This window comes from Blautia aquisgranensis, from assembly GCF_040096615.1.
Lineage (GTDB): Bacteria > Bacillota > Clostridia > Lachnospirales > Lachnospiraceae > Blautia_A > Blautia_A aquisgranensis.
On sequence record NZ_JBBMEJ010000016.1, the window covers coordinates 23,554 to 35,590 of the forward strand.

The 12,037-nt window shown below is 44.8% G+C and carries 11 protein-coding genes; 10 read left to right on the top strand and 1 reads right to left on the bottom strand.

The window, feature by feature from the left end:
• The first annotated feature begins 1 nt into the window (after position 1).
• The 8 genes from WMO28_RS12720 to WMO28_RS12755 all read left to right on the top strand — a co-directional run bounded on the left by WMO28_RS12720 (position 2) and on the right by WMO28_RS12755 (position 9,073).
• Complete coding sequence (locus tag WMO28_RS12720) at positions 2-796, top strand: phosphatidate cytidylyltransferase (RefSeq protein ID WP_178640908.1); 795 nt, start codon at positions 2-4, stop codon at positions 794-796.
• A gap of 11 nt (positions 797-807) precedes the next feature.
• Positions 808-1,950: a 1-deoxy-D-xylulose-5-phosphate reductoisomerase gene (dxr, locus tag WMO28_RS12725; RefSeq protein ID WP_349057182.1), complete on the top strand. Its 1,143-nt coding sequence runs from the start codon at positions 808-810 to the stop codon at positions 1,948-1,950.
• 10 nt (positions 1,951-1,960) lie between these two features.
• The gene (gene rseP, locus WMO28_RS12730) at positions 1,961-3,238 is read left to right on the top strand and encodes an RIP metalloprotease RseP (protein WP_349057230.1); all 1,278 of its coding nucleotides are present in this window, start codon (positions 1,961-1,963) and stop codon (positions 3,236-3,238) included.
• Between the two features lie 161 nt (positions 3,239-3,399).
• Complete coding sequence (locus WMO28_RS12735; protein WP_349057183.1) at positions 3,400-4,674, top strand: peptidoglycan-binding protein; 1,275 nt, start codon at positions 3,400-3,402, stop codon at positions 4,672-4,674.
• A gap of 73 nt (positions 4,675-4,747) precedes the next feature.
• Positions 4,748-5,806, top strand: a complete 1,059-nt coding sequence (locus WMO28_RS12740) for an FUSC family protein (protein ID WP_349057184.1) — start codon at positions 4,748-4,750, stop codon at positions 5,804-5,806.
• A 150-nt stretch (positions 5,807-5,956) separates the two neighbouring features.
• On the top strand, positions 5,957-6,889 hold the full coding sequence (locus WMO28_RS12745) for an AEC family transporter (RefSeq protein ID WP_349057185.1): 933 nt from the start codon (positions 5,957-5,959) through the stop codon (positions 6,887-6,889).
• A gap of 88 nt (positions 6,890-6,977) precedes the next feature.
• Entirely contained in the window at positions 6,978-8,246 is a 1,269-nt protein-coding gene (locus WMO28_RS12750; RefSeq protein WP_349057186.1) for a M18 family aminopeptidase, read from the top strand.
• A 17-nt stretch (positions 8,247-8,263) separates the two neighbouring features.
• Positions 8,264-9,073: a Cof-type HAD-IIB family hydrolase gene (locus tag WMO28_RS12755; protein WP_349057187.1), complete on the top strand. Its 810-nt coding sequence runs from the start codon at positions 8,264-8,266 to the stop codon at positions 9,071-9,073.
• 149 nt (positions 9,074-9,222) lie between these two features.
• Here WMO28_RS12755 and WMO28_RS12760 read toward each other — a convergent pair whose 3' ends face one another.
• Positions 9,223-10,167 (bottom strand): AEC family transporter, encoded by a 945-nt coding sequence (locus tag WMO28_RS12760; protein WP_349057188.1) that lies wholly within the window; start codon positions 10,165-10,167, stop codon positions 9,223-9,225.
• Between the two features lie 149 nt (positions 10,168-10,316).
• On the opposite strand from WMO28_RS12760, the gene WMO28_RS12765 reads away from it, so the two are divergent.
• On the top strand, positions 10,317-11,357 hold the full coding sequence (locus WMO28_RS12765; RefSeq protein WP_349057189.1) for a tyrosine-protein phosphatase: 1,041 nt from the start codon (positions 10,317-10,319) through the stop codon (positions 11,355-11,357).
• 166 nt (positions 11,358-11,523) lie between these two features.
• On the top strand, positions 11,524-12,021 hold the full coding sequence (ilvN, locus tag WMO28_RS12770; RefSeq protein ID WP_349057190.1) for an acetolactate synthase small subunit: 498 nt from the start codon (positions 11,524-11,526) through the stop codon (positions 12,019-12,021).
• Positions 12,022-12,037: the final 16 nt, after the last annotated feature.

A 12,037-nucleotide genomic window follows, 5' to 3' on the forward strand; every position in this document is an offset into this window, starting at 1 on the left:
CATGTTTAAGACAAGACTGATAAGCGGTATCATCCTTGTTATCATTGCCCTTGCCACGATCATTTCCGGAAGCTGGATCCTGTTTTTTACACTTCTTGCTGTTTCACTGATTGGAATGCGCGAACTTTATAAGGTAATGAAAGTAAGTGATGAAAAGTTTACGATTTTGGAGCTTGTAGGATATCTTGGAGCTGTGATCTATTATATTGCCATGGAGTTTAATTTTGAAAGCTTTGGAACTATGGCAGTTATCATCAGCCTGATTCTGATTCTGTTCGTTTATGTATTCGGCTATCCGAAATACCGTGCGGAGCAGGTCATGGCGGCGTTTTTCGGAGTCATATATGTGGCGGTGATGCTGTCGTTCATTTATCTTACCAGAAATCTTCCGGATGGAAAATTCCTGGTATGGTTGATATTCCTCTGCTCCTGGGGCTGTGATACCTGTGCTTACTGTGTGGGAATGCTTATTGGTAAGCATAAGATGGCACCGGTCTTAAGTCCGAAGAAATCCATTGAAGGTGCAGTAGGCGGTGTTGCAGGAGCAGCGCTTCTGGGAGTGATCTATGCAACAGCGACACATGGAAAAATGGCAGAGTATGCTGTGATCTGTGCGGTGGGAGCTTTGATTTCCATGGTAGGTGATCTGGCTGCATCTGCGATCAAACGAAATCAGAACATCAAGGACTATGGAAAGCTGATCCCGGGACATGGTGGAATTCTGGATCGTTTTGACAGTGTGATCATTACAGCACCTGTTATTTATTATCTTGCAAAAATGATTCTTGGAATTTAGGAGACATTGAAATGAAGAATATTGCAATATTAGGCTCTACCGGTTCCATAGGAACCCAGACCCTGGATGTGGCACGGAAGAACGACGATCTTCGTGTGGTTGCAGTCAGTGCAGGAAAGAGCGTGGAAAAACTGGAAGCGCAGATCCGTGAATTTCACCCGCTCATGGCAGCAGTCTGGGATGCAGAGGCAGCGGCAGATCTGAAAGTACGTGTTCAGGATACTTCTACAAAAGTAGTCAGCGGAATGGAAGGACTTCTGGAGCTTGCGGCTATGCCGGAGTCTGACATTCTTGTTACGGCCATTGTGGGAATGATCGGAATCCGCCCGACAATGGAGGGAATCCGTGCCGGAAAAGATATCGCACTTGCAAACAAAGAGACACTTGTCACAGCAGGTCATCTGATCATGCCGCTGGCAAAGGGATACGGCGTTTCCATTCTTCCTGTAGACAGTGAGCACAGTGCTATTTTTCAGGCAATTCACGGAGAAGAACCAAAAGAGATCCATAAGCTTCTGATCACGGCATCCGGCGGCCCTTTCCGTGGCCGTACTACAGAAGAACTTAAAAATGTTACGGTCGCAGATACCCTGAAGCATCCGAACTGGGTAATGGGACGGAAGATCACTGTGGACTCAGCAACGCTGGTAAACAAAGGTCTTGAAGTCATGGAAGCGAAATGGCTTTTTGATATGGATCTGGATCATATCCAGGTTGTTGTACAGCCACAGAGCATTATTCATTCTATGGTGGAGTTCAAGGACGGCGCGATCATGGCACAGCTGGGAACTCCGGATATGCGTCTGCCAATTCAGTACGCATTATACTATCCACACAGACGATATCTGGATGGAGAGAGACTTGATTTTACAAAGCTCCGGGAGATAACCTTTGAGGTACCGGATATGAAAACTTTCAGGGGACTTCCTATGGCAATTCAGGCATCCCGTGAAGGCGGCAGTATGCCGACCGTATTTAATGCGGCAAATGAACTTGCTGTGAAGAAATTCCTGGAAGAAAAAATCGGCTTTCTGGATATTTATGAGATTATTGCACAGTCTATGGAAAGACATAAAAAAATTGCTCACCCGGATCTGGATGAGATCCTATCAGTAGAGCAGGATACTTATCAGTGGATCGAAAGCAGGTGGTAAATTGAGATTTGTGATAACTGTTATTATTTTCAGCGTTGTAATACTGATTCATGAGCTAGGGCATTTTCTCCTGGCAAAAAAGAATCACATAGAGGTGCTGGAGTTTTCTCTTGGCATGGGTCCCAGAATACTCAGTACTGTAAAAGGTGGTACTCGTTATTCCTGGAAACTTCTGCCTCTGGGAGGTTCCTGTGCCATGGCTGGGGAGGATGCGGAGGATGAAGGTCCGGGAACTTTCAATTCCGCGTCCGTATGGGGGCGAATTGCTGTTGTGGCAGCGGGTCCTGTATTTAATTTTCTGCTGGCATTTGTGCTGTCTGTGATCATTGTAGGATGTATAGGTTATGATCCGGCTACAGTACTGGAAGTAACGAAGGATTCTGCAGCTGAAAAAGCAGGTCTTGAAGTTGGTGATGTGATCACCGAGTATCAGGGATACCATATTGATCTGGGAAAAGATCTCTATGTGTATTCGTATCTGAATGAACTTCAGGAAGGGGATACTATTCATCTGAAGGTAAAACGTGACGGAAAGGAACAGGAGATCTCCTTTAAACCGGATGTAAATGTGAGGTATCTTCTTGGCTTTAACCGCTCCGATGAAAACTCTATGACAGTAGAATCCCTGATCAAAGGAATGCCACTGGAGGAAGCCGGACTTGAGGCAGGAGATGTGATCACAAAAATCAATGGAGTGGAAGTCCTTGATGGAAAAGCCTACGAAAAATACATCGAAAAGCATCCGCTGTCCAATGAACCGGTCATGATCACGTATGAGCGCGACGGTCTGGAATATGAAGCAGAGATTACGCCGAAGGAATACAGAACACCTGTATCTGGATTCGGTTATAATACCTACAGTGAGAAAGCCTCCGGACTTAATGTACTGAAATATGGTGCAGTGGAAGTGAAATATATGATCCGTACGACCATTCTCAGTTTAAAGGAGCTCGTGACAGGTCATCTTGGAATGAATGATCTGAGTGGTCCGGTTGGGGTTGCAGATGCGATCGGTAATACTTATGAGCAGTCCAAGAGTGAAGGAACGCTTATGCTCTGGATGAACATGCTGAACATGGCAGTGCTTCTTTCTGCAAACCTTGGGGTTATGAATCTACTTCCGCTTCCGGCACTGGATGGAGGAAGACTGGTATTTTTGATTATAGAAGCAATCCGCAGAAAACCGATAAACCGCCGAATAGAGGGTATGGTACATTTTGCAGGTCTGATGCTTTTGATGGCGTTAATGGTAGTTGTGATGTACAATGATATTCTGAAGATATTCTGACAGAGACTATTTGAAAAAGTTCAGAATGAACGAAATATAACAGGATATCATATAAGTGCTGTGAGATCTTTTCATGTGAAAGATCCGCAGCATTTTTTTAATGAATGCATATACTAGCAGAGAGTTCATATGCCTTAAGGTACAAAAAGGAGTTTTTATTTATGAAAGATTCTTCTTATGCATCCATACAGCAAGATATGCCGGATCAGGGACGGCTTCAGATTACAGTACAGGACGGAGTGAATAATCATCCAATAGAAAATGCCAGAGTTCGGATTTCCTATACGGGAGTACCGGATAATATACTGGAGGAAGTACGTACAGATTCTTCTGGAAAGACTCCGATGCTTGAACTGGCTGCTCCTCCACTGGAGTACAGCATGAAACCGGTGGAGCAGCAGCCATATTCAGAATATACCGTTCAGATCAGTGCGGATGGTTTTGAACCAAAGGAAGTAGCAGGAACCGAGATTCTGCCTCAGACAACGGCACAGCAGCCTGCAATGCTGAGAAGACAGAGTGGCCAGGCGGATGATTTTCAACGGATCGTAATTGGACCGCATACTTTGTTTGGAGAATATCCGCCGAAAAATCCGGAGGCAGAGATCAAACCGGTCAATGAATCCGGTGAGATCGTTCTGAGCAGGGTTGTGATCCCGGAATATATCGTAGTACATGATGGGCCGGTAGGAGATACTACAGCGCAGAATTATTATGTGCGCTATAAAGATTACATCAAAAACGTGGCAAGCAGTGAGATCTACGCAACCTGGCCGGATGATACGATCCGGGCGAACATACTGGCGATCATGTCGTTTACGTTGAACAGAGTATACACTGAATGGTATAGAAATAAAGGCTTTGACTACACAATAACCTCCTCCACAGCCTATGATCACAAATGGATTAACGGCCGGAATATTTTTGACAGTATTGACCGGATCGTAGATGAACTTTTTGAGAATTATCTTTCCAGACCGGATGTACGTCAGCCGATCCTGACGCAGTACTGCGATGGACGCCAGGTACAGTGCAGAGACCGGGGCTGGATGACCCAGTGGGGCAGCAAGGCACTTGGGGATCAGGGATATTCGGCCATTGAGATCATCCGCAGTTTTTACGGAAATGATATGTATATCAACGTGGCAGAGGCAGTTTCAGGAATACCAGCATCCTGGCCAGGTTATGATCTGACGATAGGCGTTTCCGGGGAAAAAGTGCAGCAGATACAGGAACAGCTTAATGCGATTGCAAAAGCATATCCTGCCATTCCGTCTGTAGCTGTAGATGGAATTTATGGTCAGGCGACGGCAGCCTCCGTGAAAAAATTTCAGAATGTGTTCGGACTGCCAACGTCAGGAGTGGTGGATTATCCGACCTGGTATAAGATCCAGGAAATTTACGTAGCTGTAACCAGAATCGCAGAATTAAGATAAAAAAACATTTGACGTTTCGATTCAAACAAAGTATAATGGCTGTTTGTATATTTGGAAAAAGGAGCGATGAGAAATGACATTTTATCAGGAACTGCAGTTAAGCTCAACCGGATCAAAACAGCTGATCAAAAATACTACAGACCCAAAAGAAAAAAGAAAACACATATTGATCTATAATTTTAAGGTATATCTTGTTATGGTGTTCTGCGTGGCGGTTGTAACACTGTACAGTAAAATAACCGGAAATGACAACAGTGTGGTAGGTGTTACCGTGCTTCTGGCTGTGCTGGTACTGCGCCAGGCGGATTTCGGGATTCGAACAACACATGGCCTTCTGTCCCTAGCTGGAATCTTCGGAATTCTGATTATAGGTCCGAGACTTTCCAACATGGTGTCACCGGTACCTGCGTTTTTTATCAATGCGGCATGTATTCTGCTGCTGATGATTTTGGGCTGCCATAATGTGATCATGTATAATCATTCTACCTTTGTGCTGGGTTATCTACTTTTGATGGGATACGATGTCACGGGCAGAGCATATGTGCTTCGAGTGGAAGGCCTTCTCGTAGGAATGATTCTTTGCATGGTGATTTTCTATAAAAATCAGAAAAACCGTCCGTACCGCAGAACATTTCTGGATCTGTTCCGTGAATTTGATCTGCATTCCTCCAGAGGCAGATGGTATTTGAGATTGACGCTGATCGTTTCCAGCGCCATGCTGATCATGTCCCTGCTGGGACTTCCAAGAGCAATGTGGGCCGGAATCGCCTGCATGTCCGTATGTCTTCCGTTTACAGAAGACTGTAAAGGCAGAGCTGGAAAAAGAGGGCTGTTTAATATTGTCGGCTGCCTGATCTTTGTGGTGCTCTATCTGGTACTTCCGAAAAGCATGTATCCGTATATCGGAATGATCGGCGGAATCGGAGTAGGATATTCAGCAGGTTATGCGTGGCAGACAGCGTTTAATACCTTTGGCGCCCTGTCCATCGCATCAGGCCTGTTCGGAATGCCGGCAGCTGTGATGCTCCGTATCGGCGCAAATGTATTTGGAGCAGCTTATACCATGATCTTAAATAAGCTGGGCGACAAAGCAGTGCAGTACTTTGGGGTACGGAAAAACGCACAAGCATAAAACATTTTCTGTAAAATAATGCATCGCAGGGATTGACAGGAGTCAGTTCCCGGGTGCATTATTTTTTATGTCATAGAAAATTACTCTGTAATGTTATAATGACCCAAAATTATTCTCACATATTTTCGAGAAAAAGGAGAACTTAAAAAAATGAGTACATTAACTGTCTTGTTACAGCAGATTGGAATGTTCGTGATCTATATCATCACCGGAATCATTCTGATCCGCACCAAAGTACTGACCAGGGAAACATTGGAAGTAATTTCCCGCTTCGTGATCAATCTGGCTTTGCCGGTAATGATCTTTGTCAATACCGTTAATGGCGTAGACCGCCAAACATTTCTTGCATCCTTGCCCATTCTGGGAATTGCGGCAGCCATGTATATCGGACTTCTGATTCTTGGAAAAATATCTGCAAATGTTTTTCATCTGAAGGGAGATCATCTGCAGCTGTATCGGGCTATGACCATGTTTGGAAATGTGGGATTTATGGGAATTCCCATTGTGATCAGTATTTATCCGGAAAAAGGAATGCTTTACATATCTGTTTTCACGATTATTGATCAGCTAATGCTCTGGACCCTGGGCGTGAAGCTGACTTCTCCGGAAAAAGAGGCTGCGGCATTTAATCCGAAAAAGCTTATCAACCCTGTAACTGTGGCGATCGTTCTGGCAATGATCTGTGTACTTGCGGGAATACAGATCCCAGAGATCCTTAATTCTGCACTTCAGAAAATGGGAGCAACTGCAACCCCTCTGGCTATGATCTATCTGGGAGGAATCTTTGCCTGCATAGATGTGCTGAAGTTTATCCGGAAACCGGATTACTATGGGATCGTTCTTGTAAAAATGCTGGTATTTCCGGTGCTCTTTTATCTGTTGCTGGGACTACTCCCTGTTGCAGCAGATATCCGAATGACAATGGCTCTGACCTCAGCTATGCCGGTAATGTCCTCCGTGGTCATGATGGCAAATGCTTCCGGTTCGGACGGAGATTATGCAATGGGAGGAATTCTGGTATCAACAGTATGTGCCATTATAACTCTTCCGCTGGTATCCTGGATCTTTCAGCAGATCGGTTAAAGTATTGCTCTGAAAAGTAATTTGCCGTATAATGGCAGTAGCAAAACGGCCTTCCGTTTTCTGAAAGGCTGGACAGAGGAGAAAACACATGTACGAAGAAACAACAGAAAAACTTTTGGAATTTATCAGCAAGAGCCCGACTGCATTTCAGGCAGCAGAAGAAACACGAAAACGTTTTCTGGAGGAGGGTTTTACTGAGCTTAAAGAGGAAGAACACTGGGAACTGGAAAAAGGCGGAAAATATTTTGTCATGCGAAATCATTCTGCAATCATTGGATTTTCCATTCCGGTAAATGATTCCAGAAGATATCATATCATTGCAAGTCACAGCGATTCCCCATCTTTTAAGATCAAGGAGAATCCGGAGATGTCTGTAGGCGGAGCTTATGTGAAGCTGAACGTGGAACGCTACGGAGGAATGATCCTTTCCACATGGTTTGACCGTCCGCTATCTGTGGCAGGACGTATGATCGTGCGAAAAAACGGCAAGATTCTCGAGAAGCTGGTAGATGCGGACAGAGATCTTGTGATGATCCCAAGCCTTGCCATTCATATGAACCGTGATATCAACGGCGGATATCATTATAATGTACAGAAAGACATGCTTCCGCTGTATAGCGGAAACGGCGAAAAGGGCAGCTTTATACGGATGATGGCAGAACTGGCCGGTGTGCATCCTGAAGATGTCCTGGGACAGGATCTGTTCCTTTATAACCGTATGCCTGGAACTGTCTGGGGCGCAAGAAATGAATTCGTATCAAGTCCGAGACTGGATGATCTGCAATGTGCTTTTGCCTCCCTGGAAGGGTTTCTCACAGCAGATAAGAAAAAAAACATTGCAGTCCATTGCGTACTGGATAATGAGGAAGTTGGAAGTACTACCAGACAGGGAGCGGCTTCTGCATTTCTGAAGGATGTACTGTACCGGATTCATCTGGCACTTGGTGGCGATCATGAGGGCTTTCTGATGGCACTTGCCGAGAGCTTTATGATCTCAGCTGACAATGCCCATGCCCTTCATCCCAATTATACAGATAAGGCGGATCCGGTGAATAAACCGGTGATGAACGGCGGAATCGTGATCAAATATAACGCGAATCAGAAGTATTGTACGGATGGAATTTCTGCTGCAATCTTTAAAGAGCTTTGCAGAGAAGCGGAGGTACCGTATCAGACATTTGTAAACCGCTCAGATATTGCAGGCGGATCCACACTTGGAAATATTTCTAACACACAGGCAGCTATGAATACCGTTGATATCGGACTTCCGCAGCTGGCCATGCATTCGGCTTACGAGACGGCCGGAGTGAAGGATACAGAGAGCCTGGTACGCGCGGCACGTGTATTCTACAGATAAGGCGGAGGATTTTTGATATGAGCAGAAAAGCAGTATTTTTTGATGCGGACGGAACAGTCTGCGATATGAAAAAAGGCGTGCCGGACAGTGCACTTGAGGCAATACGAGCACTGGTGAATAACGGGCATGAAGCCTGGCTGTGTACAGGAAGAAGCAGAGCTTTTGTTCCCGGTTATCTGGAGCAGATTCCCTTTACCGGAATGATCAGTGCCTGTGGCTCTACCATTGAGAAAGACGGGAAGCGTCTTTTTAACAAAGAGATGACTCCGGAGATCGCGAAGCTTTCCGTGGAGGTGCTGAGAAAATATGGTCTGGTTCCTGTAATGGAAGGCGCATACTATATGTATTACGACAAGGATGAATATACAGATGATGTGAACTGGTATGCCAGCCTGATCACGGAAACACTGGGAGAGAGATGGCGTCCGATCCGGGGAAACGAAGACCATATGCAGATCAACAAGATCAGCGCAAAAATGATGCCCGGTTGTGATGCGGAAAAAGCCCTTTCCATTCTGAGAGAGTACTATGACATTATCCGTCATGAGGGCAGCAGCTCTTTTGTGGGAAATACCATTGAGCTTGTGCCAAAGGGCTTCAACAAGGCCGTGGGAATTGCAACGGTGATCCGGCTATTTGACATTCCGTGGGAGGATACCATAGTATTCGGAGACAGCAATAATGATCTGGCAATGTTTGAATATGCAGCAACGAAGGTTGCCATGGGAAATGCTTCTCCGAAGATCAAAGAGCTTGCAGACTATGTAACTTCCGATATGTTCCATTATGGAATACGGGACGGATTAAGGTATCTGAAGCTGATCTGATTAGATATGTACATAAAAATACGGCGGGAACTGTAAACAGTGAGACGGCCCCAAGAAGTCTAGCTTTTTGGAGTCGATACACGGGACAGGTTCCTGCCGTATTTTTAATGAATTTTTTGTCTGAATCAGGACAGCCGAAATTTCAAAACTCAGACAAGCCCGAGATTCCGGCAGATAAAGAGCCAGAAAGTCAGGGTAAAAGAGCTCAAAAGCGTTGTGAGAAGTACAACACCGGAGGTAAAAGAGCCTTCGTGATCCATGTTTTTTGCCATGACAAAACAACTTACAGTGCTGGCAGAGCCAAGCATGATGATAATGGAAACAAGCTTATCCCTGGTAAAACCACGGGAAATGGCAAGAGGAAGAAAGAGTGCTTCATATCCTACAAGCTTCATAAAGGTACACACGACAGATGCTTTCAGTCTGGAAAAAGCTTTTCCAAAACGGAGAGAGCCTCCCATAGCCATCAGTCCCAGAGGGGTTGCTGTTTTTGCAAGGTTGCCGACTGTGGAATCCAGAATCTTTGGAAACGGAAACCGTAAAAGAGACCAGACCATGCCTGCTGCAATGCCTAGGATGATCGGATTGGTTACAATACCCTTCAGGGTTTTCTTAAGGGCGGTACGGTCCAGCCGGCCCTGTCCGGGCTTAAATACAGAAAGCACAACAACAGCCATCACATTATAGAGGGGCACACTGGCAATAATCATCAGAGGTGCCATACCTGCGTTTCCATAAAGATTCTGGATAACCGCGATTCCCAGGATCGCGGCGCTACTTCGGTAAGAAGCCTGGATAAACTCACCGCGGATATCTGACGGATGAAGAAACAGCGACAGAAGAACGGAAATTGTAATGCTTAAAGAAGTGATCACGAAGCAGAAGATTACCATTTTCAGATCCCAGACCTTGTAAATATCTACCTGAGCAATATCCTGAAACAGAAGAACAGGCAGAGCTGCCACAAATACGAATTTATTCATACGGCTGACGAAAGCATCATCAAAAAGTCCGATTCTGCGGAAAAAATATCCAAGAAGCAGAGTGAAAAAAATCGGTATGGTAGCATTCAGACAGAAAATAAGATTTTCCATAAAGAAAGCCTCCTTGGGGTAAAATATATCCACTTATTATATCGAATCCACGAAAATTGTCAAACTAGGTGTACGGAACTGTAAATTTCTGGTATGATAAACAGTATTGTCAAAAACGGCACAGGGTTTAAGAAGGAGAAAGGAAAGAAATGAGATACGGAAAGATACGGATCGAGGATGGCTTTTTTGTATTTAACAGACATATGATGCTGAACAGTCTTCCATGCAAGGACATTCTCTGGGCATATATGCGTAGGGAAGGCGCGGATAGAACGGGAGAGAAGCAGCTGATCATCAACTATCTGGTAATTATAACAAGACGTCAGAAACGTTATAAATTCGATATGACAGAACAGGAGGTTCAGGATTGTCTCAGACTTCTTAAGGTACTGAATCCGGATATGGCAGTAGGTTTTCCAAAGGGCAGCAGGCTGCCACTGCAGAACCTTCCCAATACCAGAGATCTTGGGGCACTGATGACTGAGGACGGTTCGCATATTCTGCCAAGAAAGCTTTTACGAAGCGGTGAGATCTATCATGCCTCCATGGCAGACAGCCGTATTCTTTCAGAAGAATATAATGTAAAAACAGTGATCGATTTCCGGTCAGCAGCAGAAGTAAAGAAAAAACCGGATGATATCATGGCAGGGGTAGAATATTATCATATTCCGATTCTGGATGAGGAGAGCGGAGGAAGAAGTTTTTTCGAACAGGTGATGTCCTGCTATGGAGATACGGACAAGTACATGCAGGACAGATATCGCAGCTTCCTTACTGATGAATATTCCCTGAAACAGTATGCACGTTTTCTGGATGTCCTTCTTCATGTAAAAAACGGAGCAGTTGTTTTTCACAGTACAACAGGAGAAGACCGGGCAGGCGTAGGAACTGCACTGCTTCTTTTTGCGCTGGGTGTCTCGAAGGAGACTATCCGGAAAGATTTTATAAGATCAAATCCCTGCTTTGAGGAAGAACTTAAATATATGCACAGACTTTATCGCGCATATCGTCCGGAAAACATCCAGAAATTTGAAAATCTGACAGCCTTTTACCAGGTAAAAGAATCTTATATCAATACCGTATTCGATGTGATCGAAAAAGAAAATGGCGGTGTGGAAAAGTTCCTGCGGAAGAAGCTTTATCTGACACCCAAAGCACTCGAAGAGCTTCGAAACAAATATCTGATCTGACACTCCAAAATGCTTCTTATTAATTTTTGAAGGCATTTTACGAGAAATTTTGATTGACAAAATTTCCGAAGTTGTTATAATGATAAGAAAGCAATGTTTATTAGATTAAAGCGTTAACTGACGAAGTTGGTTTTCTATACATAAAGTGTTGAAAGCAGGTGTATTAATGGAAAAGAGAATACTATCCATTCTTGTGGATAATACTTCCGGAGTCCTTAGCCGTGTGGCTGGCCTTTTCAGCCGCCGTGGATATAATATCGACAGCATTACAGCAGGTGTGACTGCAGATGACAGATATTCCCGTATGACGGTTGTCTGCGAGGGAGATGATCAGATGATGCAGCAGATCACCAAGCAGCTGGCGAAGCAGGAAGATGTGCGAGATGTCAAGATGCTGAAGCCGGATGACAGTGTGGCCAGGGAGCTGATGCTTGTCAAGGTTGCAGTGAAGCCGGAGCAGAGACAGGGAGCACTTTCGATTGCAGATATCTTTCGTGCTAAAGTAGTTGATGTAAGTAAGGATTCTCTTATCATGGAGATGACGGGAGGCCAGAACAAGCTTAAGGCTTTTGTTGAGCTGATGGCTGACTATGAGATTCTCGAGCTTGCAAGAACAGGAATCACAGGATTATCCCGCGGAAGCGAAGATGTGCGTTTCCTGTGAGTTACATGTTTGCTAG

What these genes read in the sequence shown, in the direction of transcription:
- WMO28_RS12735 (WP_349057183.1), top strand. Translation starts at nt 3,400, where the DNA reads ATGAAAGATTCTTCTTATGCATCCATACAGCAAGATATGCCGGATCAG.
- ilvN (WP_349057190.1), top strand. Translation starts at nt 11,524, where the DNA reads ATGGAAAAGAGAATACTATCCATTCTTGTGGATAATACTTCCGGAGTC.
- WMO28_RS12765 (WP_349057189.1), top strand. Translation starts at nt 10,317, where the DNA reads ATGAGATACGGAAAGATACGGATCGAGGATGGCTTTTTTGTATTTAAC.
- WMO28_RS12760 (WP_349057188.1), bottom strand. Translation starts at nt 10,167, where the DNA reads ATGGAAAATCTTATTTTCTGTCTGAATGCTACCATACCGATTTTTTTC.
- WMO28_RS12720 (WP_178640908.1), top strand. Translation starts at nt 2, where the DNA reads ATGTTTAAGACAAGACTGATAAGCGGTATCATCCTTGTTATCATTGCC.
- dxr (WP_349057182.1), top strand. Translation starts at nt 808, where the DNA reads ATGAAGAATATTGCAATATTAGGCTCTACCGGTTCCATAGGAACCCAG.
- WMO28_RS12755 (WP_349057187.1), top strand. Translation starts at nt 8,264, where the DNA reads ATGAGCAGAAAAGCAGTATTTTTTGATGCGGACGGAACAGTCTGCGAT.
- WMO28_RS12750 (WP_349057186.1), top strand. Translation starts at nt 6,978, where the DNA reads ATGTACGAAGAAACAACAGAAAAACTTTTGGAATTTATCAGCAAGAGC.
- WMO28_RS12740 (WP_349057184.1), top strand. Translation starts at nt 4,748, where the DNA reads ATGACATTTTATCAGGAACTGCAGTTAAGCTCAACCGGATCAAAACAG.
- WMO28_RS12745 (WP_349057185.1), top strand. Translation starts at nt 5,957, where the DNA reads ATGAGTACATTAACTGTCTTGTTACAGCAGATTGGAATGTTCGTGATC.